This window comes from Streptomyces xylophagus (assembly GCF_000716435.1).
GTDB classification, from domain to species: Bacteria; Actinomycetota; Actinomycetes; order Streptomycetales; family Streptomycetaceae; genus Streptomyces; species Streptomyces xylophagus.
Genome location: NZ_JNWO01000026.1, coordinates 30,579 through 48,764 on the forward strand (window position 1 = coordinate 30,579; position 18,186 = coordinate 48,764).

Here is an 18,186-nt window from a genome sequence, read left to right on the forward strand (position 1 = left end):
CGTGACCGTCGCCAGCCCAGTCGCCGCGCGGGCCGGCCCACGGGTACCGGTACCAGTACCGGTCCTCAACATCCCTGTGATCAGCATGAGTTGGTGTCCTCCCCCGTCGCGCTACGAACCCTGCGGCTGCCGTGCCGCCGCCTCCGACAGGCGTGGGCCCGTCGGCAGGAACGTCGACCACTCGGCGGGGACGCGGGCGGGGGTGACCTTCTCGTAGCCGAGGCGGGTCTGGGCGATCTTGGCCTCGTTCAGTTCTTCCTTGCGCTGCTTGGCCGTCGTACCGATGCCGCTGTCGTCGGTGGTGCTGTCGCTGTTGGACTGCAGGGCGTAGCGCAGGCCCGTGTCGGTGACCAGGAAGACCGGGCCCGCGTCCTCCTCGGTGCCCATGACCTGGCGGTAGAGCTGACCGGAGCCGGCGGTGACGTACGCGCTGGAGGAGCCGGTGGGGAGGGAGGCGGGGAAGGTGGTGCCCACCCAGGTGGAGAGTGTCGTCCTGTTGCCGCTGCCCACCGAACGCAGCACATTGCAGACCGTGTTGCGGCCGCCGGTGGCGCTGGTGCCGTCGTTGACCGTCTTCGGCATGTACGTCGGCCAGTTCTTGTCGGCCTCGAACGTCGTGCTGTCGGCGACCGCGCCCGGGCTGACCGGCTGCGCCTCGCCCGTCTGTCCGGCCGGGACGAGGTCACCGCTGTTGAGCAGCAGCGTGGCGACGAACTCCGTGATGCGGGCGACCTTGCCGGGCAGCACCACGTAGTACTTCAGCGCCTGACCGTCGTTGGCCTTGATGACCTCACCGACCTTGTCGTACGGCCGCAGTTCCGCCGCGGCGAAGGCGTTCGCCTTCGTGCCAGGGGTCCCGGTGATCTTCGGGATCTCGATCGCGTCGCCCTTGTGGAGGGTGTCGAGCCACTCCTGGGAGACGCGTTGCGGGGCGCGGCCCTGGGTGTCGAGGGCCTTGAGGAGTTCCTTGTCGGAGGGGTCGGCCAGCGGGTAGGCGGTGCCCTTGGCGTCGACGACATACCGGGTCTTGCCGTCCGGGGCGACGACGTACATGAGGTCGCCGCCGGAGAGCTTGCCGCCGCCCTCGGTCTTCGACCAGTCCTTCTTGGCCAACACGAACGCGGCCTTCTGGATGGAACGGCCGCCTGCGGAGGGGCTCTCGCAGACCGCCCAGCGCTTCGCCGCCTCGGCCTCGTCGGGGGAGGGCAGGCGGTCGGGGGCGTACGGGATGCCGATGGTGGCGCCGTGCGGGAGCTTGCCGCCGTCGAGGACGTCCTCGTCGACGGTGATCACGCTGTCCTTGCCGGGGTCCAGGAGGAGCTTGGCGGAGGCCATGTTGAGGACCGGGTGGAGCTGGGCCTCCTTGCCGGTCTTCAGCACCACGTACCGCGTGGTCGACTTGCTGGCCACGATGACGTGCGACTCGACGTCGGACCAGCCCTGGGGAGCCGTCGGCTTGAACATGCCGATACCGCCGAACACCGCGAGGATCACCACGCCGACGACGATTCCGGGCACCAGCGCGCTCAGCGGTTTCGGCGCACCTTCTTCCGAGCCCGTCGGCGACGGCTGCAGGAAGGACGCCAGCGTGCGGCGCTTCGCGAAGGTGTAGGCGTTGAGTTCGTCGCGCCGTGATGCCATCTGTGTCCGCTCTCTCCCCGTGCGGAGCCGTGGAGGACCTGTGGAGATACGTCCACAGCCCCCGATTGCCTCTGATACCTCAGGTGTCAGACCCGCCCCCTACTATGCCTGTTGCGTGGGTGTGCTTGTGTCACGGGTAGGGTGCTCTGGCCTTGAGGGGACCGGAGCGCAGGGAAGTTCGGGAGAGTTCGGGGGGTTTGGAGTGATGGCTTCCGCAACGCGGAACCGGTCGCGATCGCAATCGGGATCCGGATCAGGTTCCATGCCGGGTTCCGGATCGGGTTCGATGTCCGGATCCGGATCGGGTTCCGGATCGGGATCGGGGTCCTTCACGCCGCATCTGAAGTCGCGCTCGGGGCGCGGGGGTTCGTTCACTACGCAGCGGCTGGTGCTGCTGGAGCTCGCCGCCGCCCTCGTGGTGTCCGGCTGGCTCGTCGGCCCGATGGCGCTCGTGCCGGCGGGCGTGCTCGCCGCGCTTCTCGTGGTCCTCGCTGTCGTACGACGCCGGGGGCGCTCCCTGCCGGAGTGGCTGGGCACGCTGCTGGCGCTGCGGTCCCGGGTCCGGCGGGCCGCGAGCACCCCGGTGCCCCCGGGGACCGACGCCGGTCTCGCGCCCGCCGTGGAGTGCGACCCGAACCTGCGGACGTACAGCTACCACCGCGGCGACGACCGCGACCGGCGGCCGGTCGGGATGGTCGGCGACGGCGACTTCCTCACCGCGGTCCTCCAAGTGGAGTCGGACGCGGGCGCGTTGCGTGCCGAGCGCGGTCGCAGACCGTTGCCCGTGGGCCTCGTACGGGACACCCTCGACGTCGACGGAATCCGTCTCGAGTCGGCGCAGATCGTGGTGCACACGCAGCCCGCGCCCGCGCTGCACCTGCCGCAGCAGTCGGTCGTGGTGAGCAACTACGCGCCGCTGCAGGCCCAGACGGGCTCCCCCGCGGTGCGCATCACCTGGATCGCGCTGAAGCTCGACCCCGAGCTGTGCCCCGAAGCGGTGGCCGCGCGCGGAGGCGGTCTTGTCGGCGCGCAGAAGTGTCTGGCGCGGTCGGCGGAGCACCTGTCGAGCCGGCTGTCCGGTGCCGGTCTGCGGGCCAACGTGCTCTCGGAGGAGGAGTTGACGGCCGCGATCGCCACCTCCGCCTGCGCCAACCCGATGGTGACCGCGCAGGCCGGGCGGAGCGAGGCGCCGCAGCGGCGGACCGAGGAGTCCAGCCGCAGTTGGCGCTGCGACAACCGCCGGCACACCACCTACTGGGTGCGCCGCTGGCCCCAACTCGGCGACAACGGAACCTCGTTGGCGCAGCTGGTGGCGCGACTGACGGCGGTGCCCGCGCTGGCGACGACCTTCAGTCTGACGCTGGCCCGCGGTGAGCGGCAGGATGTGGCACTCACCGGGCACCTGCGGATCACCGGCCGCAGCAACCAGGAACTGACCGACGCCCGGCGCGAGTTGGAGCAGGCGGCACGGCGTGAGCGCACCGGCCTCGCCCGCCTGGACCGTGAACAACTCCCCGGCGTTCTCGCCACGTTGCCCCTCGGAGGTGCCCGCTGATGACCATGACACCCACGGAGCCTCAGGGCACGCAGGCCGTCAGCATCTCCTCCCGGCTCCGCGCCGGCTTCGGCCTGCTCGGCCCCCGCCATCCCCGGCACGCACTGCCCGTCGACCAGGTGGAGGCGCTGTCGCTGCCCATCGGGGACGACGGCGTGGTCGTCGGCATAGACCCCGAGGGCCAACCGGCCGTGCTCGGGGTCAACCGCCCGACGCCGTACGACATCCTGCTGATCAGCGGCCTGTGGACGGCGCAGGTGCTGGCGCTGCGCGCGGCGGCCACGGGCGCGCGCGTCGCCGTGGAGACGGGGCGGCCGCAGGCCTGGATGCAGATGGTGCACGCGATGGGCGGCGGACAGAACGGCCTCGCGGTGTACGACGTCGGCCGGGTCCCCCCGCAGGGCGCCTCCGCCGGTACGCCGGTGCTGGTGGTGCGGGATTGCGGTATGCGGCCGCCGCGCGGGCGGGTGACGTCGGCGCCCTGGCAGTCCGTGCTCACGCTGCTGCCGTATCTCAGCCCGGTCGCACCGCGGTTGATGCGTCAGGCGCGGCTGGTCGGCGTGCAGCGGGTGTCGCCGGACGAGGCGGCGGAGATCGGGCGCGTGATCGGCCTGCCGCGCGCCGACCTCGACACCCTGCCGACGCTGCCCGACGGTGTCACGCTGTGGTGCACGGAGCGGGACCGGCAGTACGTGATGACCCAGCCGACGGACGCGGAGGTCGGTCTGCTGGGCGTGGCCCGCCGCATGGACTGACCGCACGGAAACCGGCGCCCCAAATATCCCATTCGGCCAATCCCCAGGGGGATTTGGTCCGCTATCGCCGGTCTCGGTTGTGCGGTGGTGCACGAAGGGGCGGGCAGGCCTGCCGAGTCCACGGTTTTCGTGATTAGGCTGGGACTGGGCACGTCACGAGTATCCGCGAGCGGATGGTGCGTCGCCCAGGGGCCCCAGGGGGACAACCCGGCGCATCGGATGGTGCGAACGGTCGCCCCAGCACGGCACGAGGGTGCTCGACCACACCAGGAGGAATTGTGAGCAGCGATCGGGACGGGATCCGCGGGGGCTGGGCCACACCCGGCGATGACCAGCCCGACGACGAGTCCGCCATCGAGATGACGGGCGAGTTCACGATCGACTACGCACCGCCCGCCTGGTACACGCAGAACTCGTCGGGCGCGTCCGCACAGGCCTCGCCGACACCGACTCCGCCGGGCAGTACGGCCACACCGCCGCCTCCGGCGCCCCCGATCGGCCTCCCGTTCTCGGTGCCGGCCCCGCCTGCGAACGCCGGTTTCCCGACCGGCTGGGCTCCCGCGCTCCCCGACGAGGAGGACGACGACGAGGACTCCGACCACGGCGACCTCGTCGGCGGCGCGACCATGCGGATCTCCTCCGGCGCGCTGAAGCGGGAGATCGCGGAGGGGGCTGCGGTGCCGGAAGCGGTGTCGGAGCCCGCCGAGATTCCGGCCGCACCGGAGCCGACTCCCGCCGAGGGCATCGTAGAAGGTGCCGAAAGTGCGGAATCGGGTCCCGGGGAACAGGAGTTGGCGGGCGAGGCGGCCGGTGAGGTGCTTCCGCCCGACGGTGGAGTGCCGGAGGACGGTGACCCCGAGGGCACCCAGGGCACCGACGCCGCCGAGGTGAGCGCGCAGGACGAGGACAGCGCGGAGCCCACCGGCGACGACAGCGGTGCCGAAGCCTCCGCGCCGGCGCCTGCCGCAGACCCCGCCGACTCGGCCGACGCCCCGGACGACGAGTCGAACAACGCCGACGCTACGACGCCCACGTCCGCGCCGGAGGCCGACTCCCCCCAGGGAGCCGCTCCGTCCACGGATGCCGCCGTTGACGTACCGGACCTTCCGCCGGCCTGGTCCCGCCCGCCGACCCCGCCGACCGGGGTCCCGCCCCTGCCGCCCTCCTACCAGCCCGCCGCCCCAGCCCCGGCCGACCAGTGGCCCGCGCAGCCCCAGCAACAGCAACAGCCCCAAGCTCAGCCGCAGCCGGCGGCGGATATGGCAGCACCTCAGCCGCCCATGCCACCCGTGCCGCAGCAGCCCGTCGCACCCCCGGCCCAGCCGCCGTTGCCGCCCCAGCAGCAACCCGCGTTCCAGCCGCAGGCCCCGCAGCCCGCCCCGGCGGCCGCCTGGAACGCACCGCCCACCCCGAACCCCCAGGACGGCTACGGCTTCCCACCGGCACAGCAGGCCCAGCCCACCCCAGGCGCACCGAACGAACAGGGTGGCTACGGCTTCCCCCCGCCCCCGCCTCAGCAGGGCCGGCCCACCCCCAACACGGCCGACCAGCAAGGTAGTTATGGCTTCCCGCCCGCACCCGCGCAACAGGGCCAGCCCAACCCCGCGCCTCCCAACCAGCAGGGCGGCTACGGCTTCCCCTCGCAGCCCGCACAACAGGCCCAGCCCAACCCCGCCCCGCCGCACCAGCAGGGCGGCGGCTACGGCTTCCCCCTGGCGACGCCGCAACAGGGACAGGCCGGGCCCGGGACGCCTCAAGCCCAACCCACGCCCGCAGCACCCGACCCACAGAGCGGCTACGGCTTCCCGCCCGCCCCCGCTCCCCAGGCCGACGTGCCCGGCATCCCCGCGCAGGCCCAGCACCCCGGCGCTCCCGGCTACCCCGGTCACCCCCCGCAGACCCCCCAACCGCAGCCTCACCCTCAGTCCCAGTCGCACCCTCAACAGCCCCACCCCCAGCCCCCGATCGACCCCCGCACCGGCGCCGCCTGGCCGCAGCCCATGCAGCACGACCAGCGCGCGCCGATCAACCCCGGTGCCGCGCCACTGGGTTACACCGCTGCCGTGGAGCTGTCGTCGGACCGGCTGCTCAACAACAAGAAGCAGAAGGCGAAGAGCGGGCGGCCGGGTGCCGCGTCCTCGCGGTTCAAGCTCGGCGGGAAGAAGGAAGAGGCCGAGCGGCAGCGGAAGTTGGAGCTGATCCGGACGCCGGTGCTGTCCTGCTACCGGATCGCGGTCATCAGCCTCAAGGGCGGTGTCGGCAAGACCACGACCACCACCGCGCTCGGCTCCACGCTCGCCACCGAGCGCCAGGACAAGATCCTCGCGATCGACGCCAACCCGGACGCCGGCACCCTCGGCCGCCGTGTGCGCCGCGAGACCGGCGCCACCATCCGCGACCTGGTCCAGGCGATCCCGTACCTCAACTCGTACATGGACATCCGCCGGTTCACCTCCCAGGCGGCCTCCGGCCTGGAGATCATCGCCAACGACGTCGACCCGGCCGTCTCCACCACCTTCAACGACGAGGACTACCGGCGCGCGCTCGACGTCCTCGGCAAGCAGTACCCGATCATCCTCACCGACTCCGGTACCGGTCTGCTCTACAGCGCCATGCGCGGTGTGCTCGACCTCGCCGACCAGCTCATCATCATCTCGACGCCGTCCGTGGACGGTGCGAGCAGTGCGAGTACGACACTGGACTGGCTGTCGGCGCACGGGTACGCGGATCTCGTCTCGCGCTCGCTCACGGTCATCTCGGGGGTGCGCGAGACCGGAAAGATGATCAAGGTGGAGGACATCGTCAGCCACTTCGAGACGCGCTGCCGGGGTGTCGTGGTCGTGCCCTTCGACGAGCATCTCGCCGCCGGCGCCGAGGTCGACCTCGACATGATGCGGCCGAAGGTGCGGGAGTCGTACTTCAACCTGGCGGCGCTGGTCGCCGAGGACTTCGTACGGCACCAGCAGATGCACGGCCTGTGGACGAGCGACGGCAACCCCCCGCCGGTGGCGGCCCCGCCGATGCCTGGCCAGCAGGGGTACCCCGGACAGCAGGGTTACCCGGGACAGCAGCAGTACCCCGCCGGCCAGCAGCCGTATACGGGCCCGCCTCCCGGCCAGCCCGCGCCCAACCAGCCGTATCCGCCGAGCCAGCCCGGCCAGCCGTACGGCCAGCAGCCCTACCCCCCGCAGCAGCAGCCGTACCCGCAACACCCCGGCTACGCCCAGCCCGACGACGGCCGGACTCCCCCTCCCTATCCGCCCGCACCCCCGCAGCAGTAAGCGGGCTCAGGCACACGCGAAGGGCGGCCGGTACCTGTGGGTACCGGCCGCCCTTCGGCGTCGTAGAAACAAAAACGAGAACGAGACCAGTTACCCCGCGTCGCCCGCGTCTCCCGCGTCCGCCGAGATCAGTTCCCGGCAGCGCTTCACGTCCTGCGCGATCTGCTCCAGCAGGCCCTCCAGCGATTCGAACTTCGCCTGGCCGCGCACGAACGCGAGGAAGTCGACGGCGACATGCAGGCCGTACAGGTCGAGGCCGACGCGGTCGATGGCGTACGCCTCGACCGTGCGCTCGGTGCCGTCGAACTGCGGGTTCGTGCCGACGGAGATCGCGGCCGGCATGGCCTCTCCCTCGACGTGGAGGTAACCGGCGTAGACGCCGTCCGCCGGGATCGCCGTATGGGGCAGGGTCTCGACGTTGGCCGTCGGGAAGCCCATCTCGCGACCGCGCTGGGCGCCGCGCACCACGACACCCTCCACCCGGTGCGGGCGGCCGAGAATCTCGCGGGCGCCCTCGACGTCGCCCTCGGCGACCAGCCGCCTGGTCAGTGTGGAGGAGAAGGGCTCGCCGCCGCCCGCCGCACCGCTCACGTAAAGATCCACCACCTCTACCTCGAAGTCGTATGTCCTGCCCTGCTCGATCAAGAAGGCCACATTGCCCGCGGCCTTGTGGCCGAAGCGGAAGTTGGGGCCCTCGACGACCGCTTTCGCGTGCAGCTTGTCCACCAGGACCTTGACCACGAAGTCGGCCGGGGAAAGCTTCGAGAACTCCTTGGTGAAGGGCAGGATCAGCGCCGCGTCCACCCCCAGCTCGGCCATCAACTCGGCACGGCGGTGGTGCGGGGCCAGCAGCGGGGGGTGGCTGCCGGGGCGCACGACCTCGCTGGGGTGCGGGTCGAAGGTGACGACGACCGAGGGAACGCCCAGCTCACGCGCGCGTTCCACGGCGTGCCGGATGATCAGCTGGTGCCCGCGGTGGACCCCGTCATAAGAACCGATGGTGACGACACTGCGCCCCCAGTCCTCAGGGATGTCCTCCAAGCCACGCCAGCGCTGCACTGTGACCGCTCCTCATCGAACCCGTGTCCGTATGTAGACCTGTGTCATTGACCTCTTACGCAGGTCTAAGGGTGCCATGCCGGGGGCCTCCGCCCCGCATCGGCATGGAGGCTGTGACCGGGCGCACGTGCCAGGGCCGCTATGCGGGAACCCCCACCCCCGCCAGGTTCTCGATCATGCGCCGCGTGCTGGGTCCGACCACCGCCGCCCAGTCCTCCGGGGTGTCCGCCAGCCAGCGGGCCATCAGGATGGCGAAGCCGGGGACGTGGCGGCCCAGGTCGACGAGGCCGCGGTCGAAGCGGGTCGCGCCGGCGGGGGTGCGGACCAGCAGCCGGCCGGTGCGATGGACGAGGTCGCGGATCTGGTCGTCGTCGCGCTGCGCCGCCGCGTGCAGCAGTGCGTCCAGTACGGCGGGGTCGTGCTCGTGCGCGAGCAGGAACTCCAGGAGTTCGCGGCGCAGCGGGCGGGAGGCGGGAGTGCCGGGTGCGGCGAGCACGCCCGCGAGGGCCGTCCGGACCGGTTCCGGGCCGCCGTCGAGGAGGCCGGTGACCAGGGGGTGGAGGACGGCCCGGGCGGTGGGGCCGTGGTCGAGGCGCCGGTCGACGTAGACACCGAGATGCGCGGCCGTCTCCGGCCACCGTACGACGGTCTCGCGCACCAGGGCTGCGGCCCGGCGGGCGAGAGCGGGGGTGGTGACGTCGGCGAGGGTGCGGATCGCCTCGCCCGCGTGCGGTCCGTGCAGGCGGGCGCGGAAGGCGTCGAGGACCGGTTCGGGGTGGGTGGTCAGCGCGGCGGCCAGCGCGCTCGGCGGGAACTGCGGGTCGCCGGACGCGAAGTGCCGTAGCGCCTGCGGGAGATGGCGGGCGCGGGTGTGCGGATCGCGGACGAGGAGGGCGAGCGCGCCGCCGTGCAGCGTGGAGTCGGCGGGGCGGGCGAGGAGGAACTGGGCGGCGTAGCGCAGGAGTTCACGGTCGGCCTCGGTCCGTACGTGCGGGGCGGTGCGCAGTCCGTACGCCACCGCCGCCACCCGCCGGGCCGGCCGCTCGTCGTGCGCCCACCGGTCCACGGCCCGGCACACGGCCGACGGCTCCTCCTCGGCCAGTACGGCGAGGAGTTCGTCGGCCCGCCCGTGCGCACAGCCGACGAGCACCTCCGTCAGATCGTCCAACGCCCGCCGCCGATGCGTGTGCAGCAGCGCCTGCGCGGCCGTCGCCACGGTCGCGTCCGGCGTCGCGGGCAACGGCCGCTCGTCGTCGAACCACCGCGTCAGCAACGGCTGTACGGCGGTGGGGTCGGCGACGAGCAACTCGGCGGCGGTGTCCAGGAATCGGGCCCCGATCGTCCCGCCCTGCGGAGCACCGTCGGCGAGCACGAGCCGCCGCAGCAACGCGAACCGCTCCGCCTCCTGGATGTGCAGCGCGGACCAGAACTCCGGTGCGAACTCCCTTGGTACGCCGCCCTGTTGCTCCCGCCGCGCCACCAACTGGTCGGCGAGCAGCCGCAGCGCCCCGCGGTACGGCGTCGCGTCCGGTACCCGCAGCAGCACCCCGGCCAGCAGCCGCGCCGCCCACCATGAGTGCGGGTCGGCGTTCAGAGCCTCCGCCAACTCCTCCAGCCGCGCGGCCAGTTGGCGGGTGCCGTGCTGCCGGGCGAGGAGCAGCAGCGCCTGTACGACGGGGCCGATGCGGTGGTGCGGTACGGGGAGCGGATGTCCGGCCCCTGGAGTCCTGGACCGGTGCACCAGCGCTCGCAGGGCCTCGTCCAGGTCGAGGTGCATGCCCTGGATCCAGTCGGCCAACTCCTCGTGGGCGAAGCGGTATCCGTTGCCGGCCGGCACGAGGAGTCCCTCGGTGAGGACGGCGGACGCCCACCCGGTACCACCGCCGAGCCGTGCCGGTGCGGGTCCCCACGGGAACACCGCCTCGAACGACTCCCTGTCCAACTCCCCCTGCCCCGGCCCGAGACTGCGCCGCGCCGCCTCGTGCACCTGCCCGGACACCTTCGCCGCGAGCCGCTGTACGGCGGTGCCGCGCAGCCCGTTCTCGGCGGCGAGGCGGACGGCGATCCGGAGGCACATGAGGTCGAGGTAGGCGGAGAACACATCGTCACGGTCGAGTTGGACACCCTGTGCGGCGGGCGGCGGCAGCGCGGCGAGCACGTCGGAGAGGAGCCGGAGGGTGAGGGGGTGCCGGGCGTCGGGGTCGGCGAGGGCGCTCTCCGGAACGCCGTACGCTGCGCGGGCTCGGCGGGCTTCGTCGGGCCGCAGGTCTCCGAGGTGGACGCATGCCGGGGGCACCGTCCTGGGGGCTGCGCCCCCAGACCCCCGCTTCGGCCCTGAAGGGGCCTCGTCCTCAAACGCCGGACGGGCTGAATGATGCGGACCGGCGTCGATAGGCGCGGGCGCCCCAGAGCAAGCCGGACCGGCCGCGTTGGGTGCGGGAGCCCCGAAGAATGCCGGACCGGCACCGTCAGCCGCAGGCACCCTGAATTGACCGTGCCCAGCCCCTGCAGCCGCAGCCGCAGCCGCCCCAAAGCAACCCAGACCGCCACCGTCAGCCGCAGGCACCCCGAATTGACCCCGACCAGCCTCTCCAGCCGCAGGCACCGCAGAGCAATCCGGACCTGCCTCCTCAGCCGCAAGCCCCCCAGAAGGAACCCCGCCATACAGCAACTCCCTCGGAAACCCCGCCCCTTCCCAGTACTCCGCCCGACACCCCACCACCAACCGCGCCCCACTCTCCCGCAACCACTCCCCCGTCCCCCGAGTCCACTCACCCAGCCGATGCGCCAGCACCGGCGGCATCTCCTCCGGCCCGTCGAGCAGCAGCAGCAACGGCCGCCCGGCGTCGCACGCCACCCGCGCCAGTCGCTCGGGGCTCACGTCACCGAGGTCTCCGGAGGCTCCCGGCAGCGAGACCGACGCCGCGACGATGCGTGCCGCCCGCTCCACCGTCCTGCGCACCGCGTCCGCCACCGACATGTCACCGTCCCGCAGATCGGCGCCGCGCAACCACAGCGTGGGCGCCGGTTCCGCACCCCCGTTGCGCCGCGCGGCGAGCGCCGCGAGTTCGGTCGTACGGCCACTGCCCGGGGACCCGACGAGGCCGAGTACGGCGGCCGAGCTCGCAGTGAACTCGGTGAACTCCCGTGCCACCGAGGGGCGTTCGACGGGCTCCACCACGCACGAGCCGTCGGCGTCACGGCTGGGGCCGACGAACCCCGCGAGCGCCCCCGGCGGTCCGTCCGACCCCACCGAGGTGGCCGTCAGCTCCAGCACTCCCGCCAGATTGAGGTCGGCGCCGTACGCGGGCACGGTCGCCGCGTTGCGGGCGAGGAGTTCACCCAACGGGGGCCAGACATCCCGGACTTGGCGTAGGGGCACCGCGAACCCCGTGTCCCGTTGCCCGGACTGCAGCGCCGTGCCGAGGACGCCGACCACCGCTCCGGTCACCGCGTCGAGGACCGGGCCGCCGGCCGCTCCCCCGCCCAGCCGCAGCGCGTCCCGGCCCGCCGTGCCGATCGCCAACTCCAGGGCGTCGTCGAGGAGATGGAAACGGTCGGTGGCCGTGTAGGTCACGGAGGTCGCGCCCAGGACACGGGCCTCGCGCCAGCAGCCCGCGGCGATGCGTACGTATGTGCCGGTCTCGACACGGTTCCGGACGGTGACGGGGAGGGGGTCGACGCCCAAGCCCTCGGTGCGGACGAGGGCCAGGTCCAGGGCGGGCAGTGGAGTCACCGCGTCGGCGGTCACCAGGCAGGTGCGGTCGCCGGCGGCGTGTAGCACCAGGCGGGGCAGTCCGTCGACCGCCTCGTGGCTGGTGATCACCGTGCCGTGGTGATCGGCGACGAACCCGGTGCCGCGCGGGCGCCCGGCCAGGTCACGGATGCGCACCAGGGACCCGTCGCCGGCAGAGGGCGCAGCGCAGGCGCCGTCACCGGCAGCAGGCGCCGCGCCGGTCGCGTCGCCAACAGCGGGTGCGGCGACCTGCGTTGACCGTTCTGCCCGCGTACCTTCTCGTGTGTCTTCCCGCGTACGACGGCCGGCGCCCGTCCGCGGGCCACGTCCCGCCATGGTCGAACCTCCCCGCCGTACCCATGCCCTGTGTTCGACGGTAGGCGTGGCGTGATCGGCGGGACAGATCGCGTGGTGAACGCGCCCCCTTCCGCTCCCTCGGTTCACTCCGAGCGCCTGCCCAGGTGGGTGAATAGACGCGGAGGGTTGGATACACCCTAGGGGTGGGGGAACCGAGGGGGGACCGTGGAGCGGCGGGAACGTGGACCCCGTGACCGCCGCTCCACGGGCGGGAGTTGGACCCCCGGAGAAGTCTCCGGGGGTGTCACTCAGGCGAAGACCGCGAGGCTCTTGGCCTTGCCCTTCTGTTCCTCGACCAGGGCCAGGAAACGGCCCTCGGGGTCGAAGACGCCGACCGCGCCGACGCCCGTGTACTCCTCGGGGATCTCCAGACGGACTCCGTTGAGCAGGAGCTTCGCCCGCCGGGAGTCCACGGACCAGCGCGGGAACGCGGCTTCCGCGGCCTCGGCGATCGGCATCACCGTCAGCTCCTCCTGGAGCTGGTCCAGGGTCCTGGCCGCGTCCAGCTTGTACGGGCCGACGCGGGTGCGGCGCAGGGCGGTCAGATGGCCGCCCACGCCGAGGTCCGCGCCCAGGTCGCGGGCGAGCGCCCGGATGTAGGTGCCGGACGAGCAGACCACCGAGACCACCAGGTCCAGGACGGGGGTGCCGTCCTCGGCTACGGCGTCCCGGACGTCGTAGACCGCGAAGGAGGAGATGGTGACGGGGCGGGCGGGGATCTCGAAGTCCTCGCCGTCGCGGGCCCGTTTGTACGAGCGCACGCCGTTGATCTTGATGGCGCTGACCTTGGAGGGGACCTGCATGATCGCGCCGCTGAGCTTGGCGATCCCGGCGTCGACGGCGTCCCGGGTGACCTTCGAGGCGTCGACCGACCCCGTGATCTCGCCCTCGGCGTCGTCGGTCAGGGTGCTCTGGCCCAGGCGGATCGTGCCCAGGTACTCCTTCTCCGTCAGCGCGAGATGGCCGAGGAGCTTTGTCGCCTTCTCGACTCCGAGGACGAGCACGCCCGTCGCCATGGGGTCGAGGGTGCCCGCGTGGCCCACGCGGCGGGTGCGGGCGATGCCGCGCATCTTGGCGACCACGTCGTGAGAGGTGAAGCCCGACGGCTTGTCCACGATGACAAGGCCGTCGGGCGTCGGGGTTTTCTCGGTCATTCGGAGGCGTCGTCCTCGTCGTCCTCGCCGGGCTTCTTGTACGGGTCCGCGTCACCGGCGTAGGCGGCGCCCGCCGAGACCTCGCGGACCTTCTCGTCGGACTGCCGGGCCTTGTCGAGGAGGTCCTCGATGGTCTTGGCGGTGTCCGGGAGGGCGTCCGCGACGAAGGTGAGGGTCGGCGTGAACTTCACGCCGGCCGCCGCGCCGACGGCGGAGCGCAGGACGCCCCTGGCGCTCTCCAGACCGGCGGCCGCCTCGGCCCGCACCTCGTCGTCGCCGTAGACCGTGTAGAAGACGGTCGCCTCCCGCAGGTCGCCCGTGACGCGGGTGTCCGTGATGGTGACGTGGGTGCCGAGCCGGGGGTCCTTGATGCCGCGCTGCAGCTTCTGGGCCACCACCTCTCGGATGAGGTCCGCCAGCCTCTTGGCACGCGCGTTGTCGGCCACTGGTCCGTCTCCTTAGTAACTACGTCTTGCTGCAACTACGTCTTGCTGCTTGCTTCGGTCTTCGTCCGGCTTCGGTCTTCGTCTGGCTTCAGTCTTCGTCGCTGTGGAGTCTGCGTCGAACGGAGAGCAGTTCCACCTCGGGCCGCGCGGCGACGAGTCGCTCGCAGCGGTCCAGTACGTCGGTGAGGTGTCCCGTGTCCCCGGAGACCACCGCGAGCCCGATCTCGGCCCTGCGATGGAGGTCCTGACTGCCCGTCTCGGCCGCGCTCACCGCGTACTTGCGCTGGAGTTCGGCCACGATCGGACGGACGAGAGAGCGTTTCTCCTTCAGCGAGTGGACGTCGCCGAGGAGCAGATCGAAGGACAGAGTCCCCACATACATGTGTGTCCGGATGTCCCGCCGGTTCGGGGTATGGGCGCCGGTCTCGGACGCCGATACAGGAACCGTACACGCAACGGCCGGGGCCGATCGACGGAAATTCTGCTCCCGCCGACCGGCCCCGATCGCGTGCTGTGACGATCAGCCGCGAGGCTTCTCGCGCATCTCGTACGTCGCGATGACGTCGTCGACCTTGATGTCGTTGAAGTTGCCGAGGTTGATACCGCCCTCGAACCCTTCGCGGATCTCGGTGACGTCGTCCTTGAAGCGACGCAGACCGGAGATGTTGAGGCTCTCGGCGATGACCTTGCCGTCGCGGACGAGGCGCGCCTTGGTGTTGCGCTTGACCTCTCCGGAGCGGACCAGGACACCGGCGATGTTGCCCAGCTTGGACGACTTGAAGACCTCGCGGATCTCCGCCGTGCCGAGCTCGACCTCCTCGTACTCCGGCTTGAGCATGCCCTTCAGGGCCGCCTCGATCTCCTCGATGGCCTGGTAGATCACCGAGTAGTACCGGACGTCGACGCCCTCGCGCTCCGCCATCTGCGCCGCGCGGCCCGCAGCGCGGACGTTGAAGCCGATGACGATCGCGTCGGAGCCGGTCGCCAGGTCGATGTCCGACTCGGTGACCGCACCCACGCCGCGGTGCAGGACGCGGATGTCGACCTCTTCGCCGACGTCGAGCTGGAGCAGCGAGGACTCGAGAGCCTCCACCGAACCGGACGCGTCGCCCTTGATGATGAGGTTGAGTTCCTGCACCAGACCGGCCTTGAGGGCCTCGTCCAGGTTCTCCAGGGAGAACCGGACTCCGCGCCGGGCGAAGTTGGCGTTGCGCTCGCGCGCCGCGCGCTTCTCGGCGATCTGACGTGCCGTGCGGTCCTCGTCGACGACGAGGAAGTTGTCGCCGGCGCCCGGGACGTTGGTGAGTCCGAGGACGAGGACCGGGGTCGAGGGACCCGCCTCTTCCACGTTGTCGCCCTTGTCGTCGAGCATCGCGCGGACACGGCCGTACGCGTCGCCGACCACCATGGTGTCGCCGACCCGCAGGGTGCCTCGCTGGACCAGGACGGTCGCGACGGCGCCGCGGCCGCGGTCGAGGTGGGACTCGATCGCGATGCCCTGCGCGTCCTGCTCCGGGTTGGCCCGCAGGTCGAGCGAGGCGTCCGCGGTCAGGACCACGGCCTCGAGCAGGGCGTCGATGTTCAGACCCTGCTTGGCGGAGATGTCGACGAACATCGTGTCGCCGCCGTACTCCTCGGCCACCAGACCGAACTCGGTGAGCTGACCGCGCACCTTGGTCGGGTCGGCGCCCTCGACGTCGATCTTGTTGACCGCGACCACGATCGGCACGTCGGCCGCCTTGGCGTGGTTCAACGCCTCGATCGTCTGGGGCATCACACCGTCGTTGGCCGCCACCACGAGGATCGCGATGTCGGTCGACTTGGCACCACGGGCACGCATGGCGGTGAACGCCTCGTGACCCGGGGTGTCGATGAAGGTGATGCGACGCTCTTCGCCGTTGACCTCGGTCGCGACCTGGTACGCACCGATGTGCTGCGTGATACCGCCGGCCTCGCCCGCGACGACGTTCGTCTTGCGGATGGTGTCCAGCAGTCGGGTCTTACCGTGGTCGACGTGACCCATGACGGTCACGACCGGCGGACGCGCGACGAGGAACTCCTCGCCACCCTCGTCCTCGCCGAACTCGATGTCGAAGGACTCGAGCAGCTCGCGGTCCTCCTCCTCGGGGCTGACGATCTCGAGGACGAAGTTCATCTCGTCCGCGAGGAGCTTCAGCGTCTCGTCGGAGACGGACTGCGTGGCAGTGACCATCTCGCCGAGGTTCATCATCACGCCGACGAGCGACGCCGGGTTGGCGTTGATCTTCTCGGCGAAGTCGGTGAGGGACGCACCGCGCGACAGACGGACGGACTGTCCGTTGCCACGAGGCAGCATCACACCGCCGACCGACGGGGCCTGCATGGCCTCGTACTCCTGGCGCCTCTGCCGCTTCGACTTGCGACCACGACGCGCGGGACCACCGGGACGACCGAAGGCGCCCTGTGTGCCACCACGGCCACCGGGACCACCGGGACGACCACCGAAGCCGGGACGGCCACCGCCGCCACCGGCGGGAGCACCCGGACGGCCGGCGAAACCGCCGCCACCGCCACCGGGACCCGCGGGACGACCGGCGAAACCGCCACCGCCGCCACCGGGACGACCGGCGAAGCCGCCGCCACCACCGGGACGACCGCCGCCGCCACCGGGACCGCCGGGACGACCGCCACCGGCACCGGGACCACGGCCACCGGGGCCGCCACCGGGACGGGGGCTGCTGCCCGCGGCGGGACGCTGCGGCATCATGCCGGGGTTGGGACGGTTGCCACCGGGGCCACCGCCCGGACGCGGAGCGCCGCCCTGCGGGCGGGGCATGCCGCCCGGAGACGGACGCGCGCCACCGGGAGCGCCGGGACGGGCACCGCCCGCAGCACCCTGGGGACGGGGACCGCCCTGACCGGCACCCTGCGGACGCGGAGCGCCGCCGGGAGCACCACCCGGGCGGTCCTGACCGCCGGGACGCGGGGCACCGGGACGGGGCGCACCGGGGCGCGCCATGCCGGTGGAACCACCGGAGGTGAACGGGTTGTTGCCCGGACGGGGACCGGCCGGACGAGCACCGGGACGCGCGCCCTGACCGGCCGGACGCGGTGCGCCGGGACGGTCGCCGCGGTCACTGCGCTCGGGACGGTCGCCACGACCCTGGCCGCCCTGACCGGGACCGGCCGGACGGGCACCGCCCGGACGGGGAGCCTGGCTCGCCGGACGCGGGGCGCCCGGACGGGGAGCGGAACCGCCGGTGGAGGCAGGCGCGGCCGGAGCCGCGGGAGCCGCCGGAGGCGCGGTGAACTCGGGCGTGGTCGGCGCCGGCGAGGCCGGGGCCGGACGCGGCGCGGGCCGCGGGCCCGGACGGGGGCCGGAGCCACCGACGGAGGCCGGTGCGGCGGGCGCGACCGGGGCTGCGGGAGCCGCGGCGGCGCTCTCGGCGACGACCGGCTTCGGGGCCGGCGGACGCGGGGCGGCAGGACCCGGACGGGCACCCTGCGCCGGAGAGGGGGCGCCCGGACGTGCCGGGGCAGCCTTACGAGCGGGGGCGGGCTTGCCGCCTCCGCTGCCCTGCTGGAGGGCGTCTGTCAGCTTGCGTACAACGGGCGCCTCGATCGTCGAGGACGCCGAACGGACAAATTCACCGAGTTCTTGGAGCTTGGCCATGACGACCTTGCTCTCCACCCCGAACTCCTTGGCGAGTTCGTATACCCGGACCTTAGCCACTTCGCTCCTTTTAGGTCCGGGTTGCGTCCGGACCGTCGCTACTTCATGGGCGTACTCATCGCGTGCTCATCGAGTGCTCATCGCAATCTCGACCTACTTCCAACTCGCGGAATACCGGGCCGCACGGAGGTTCCGTACGACTCGCTCTTACGGTGTTGCCTGCTCGACGTAGAGGCGCAACGCCTTTGTGTCGAGCGATCCCTGGGCACGCAGCGCCCGCGGGAACGCCCGGCGGCGTACCGCCAGGTCGAGACAGACCAGGGCGGGATGCAGATACGCACCCCGGCCGGGCAGCGTACCGCGATGATCGGGGACGCATTCACCCTCGACCGCCACGATGCGCAGCAGTTCCTTCTTGGCCGCTCGCTCCCGGCACCCCACACAGGTGCGCTCAGGGCATGCGCGGGCTCGCGTCCGGCCAGACACTGCTAAGTCTACCTCCCCGCACCGACCTCACCCCTTTGGGGCAAGAATCGAACGGTTGTTGTCG

General features: G+C 72.0%; 11 protein-coding genes. 3 read left to right on the forward strand and 8 right to left on the reverse strand.

The annotated features are described in order from the left end of the window. Positions 1-111: 111 nt before the first annotated feature. Positions 112-1,641, reverse strand: a complete 1,530-nt coding sequence (gene eccB / locus OO70_RS40560) for a type VII secretion protein EccB (RefSeq protein ID WP_043683486.1) — start codon at positions 1,639-1,641, stop codon at positions 112-114. Between the two features lie 286 nt (positions 1,642-1,927). Here eccB and eccE point away from each other — a divergent pair, with 286 nt between their 5' ends. From eccE to OO70_RS40575, 3 genes are all read left to right on the forward strand, one after another. Then, entirely contained in the window at positions 1,928-3,196 is a 1,269-nt protein-coding gene (gene eccE / locus OO70_RS40565) for a type VII secretion protein EccE (protein ID WP_407702872.1), read from the forward strand. After that, positions 3,196-3,951, forward strand: coding sequence for a hypothetical protein (locus OO70_RS40570; protein ID WP_043683492.1), 756 nt, complete (start codon positions 3,196-3,198; stop codon positions 3,949-3,951). Before eccE ends, OO70_RS40570 begins: the two co-directional genes overlap by 1 nt. Before the next feature lie 278 nt (positions 3,952-4,229). Next, a complete protein-coding gene (locus tag OO70_RS40575) occupies positions 4,230-7,232 on the forward strand; it encodes an SCO5717 family growth-regulating ATPase (RefSeq protein WP_043683494.1) in 3,003 nt (1,000 codons plus the stop codon). 90 nt (positions 7,233-7,322) lie between these two features. Here OO70_RS40575 and OO70_RS40580 read toward each other — a convergent pair whose 3' ends face one another. The 7 genes from OO70_RS40580 to OO70_RS40615 form a co-directional block, all read right to left on the reverse strand. Continuing rightward, entirely contained in the window at positions 7,323-8,291 is a 969-nt protein-coding gene (locus OO70_RS40580; RefSeq protein ID WP_043683497.1) for a bifunctional riboflavin kinase/FAD synthetase, read from the reverse strand. 139 nt (positions 8,292-8,430) lie between these two features. Next, positions 8,431-12,363 carry a trypsin-like peptidase domain-containing protein gene (locus OO70_RS40585; RefSeq protein WP_106971852.1) on the reverse strand — a complete coding sequence of 1,311 codons (3,933 nt, stop codon included), beginning with the start codon at positions 12,361-12,363 and terminating at the stop codon, positions 8,431-8,433. A 269-nt stretch (positions 12,364-12,632) separates the two neighbouring features. Beyond that, complete coding sequence (gene truB / locus OO70_RS40590) at positions 12,633-13,538, reverse strand: tRNA pseudouridine(55) synthase TruB (protein WP_043683503.1); 906 nt, start codon at positions 13,536-13,538, stop codon at positions 12,633-12,635. Then, complete coding sequence (gene rbfA, locus OO70_RS40595) at positions 13,535-13,984, reverse strand: 30S ribosome-binding factor RbfA (RefSeq protein ID WP_043683505.1); 450 nt, start codon at positions 13,982-13,984, stop codon at positions 13,535-13,537. Before rbfA ends, truB begins: the two co-directional genes overlap by 4 nt. Before the next feature lie 88 nt (positions 13,985-14,072). After that, a complete protein-coding gene (locus OO70_RS40600) occupies positions 14,073-14,366 on the reverse strand; it encodes a DUF503 domain-containing protein (protein ID WP_019064765.1) in 294 nt (97 codons plus the stop codon). A 138-nt stretch (positions 14,367-14,504) separates the two neighbouring features. After that, the gene (gene infB, locus OO70_RS53095) at positions 14,505-17,696 is read right to left on the reverse strand and encodes a translation initiation factor IF-2 (protein WP_078651744.1); all 3,192 of its coding nucleotides are present in this window, start codon (positions 17,694-17,696) and stop codon (positions 14,505-14,507) included. Positions 17,697-17,843: 147 nt separating this feature from the next. Next, on the reverse strand, positions 17,844-18,122 hold the full coding sequence (locus OO70_RS40615; protein ID WP_078651745.1) for a YlxR family protein: 279 nt from the start codon (positions 18,120-18,122) through the stop codon (positions 17,844-17,846). Positions 18,123-18,186: the final 64 nt, after the last annotated feature.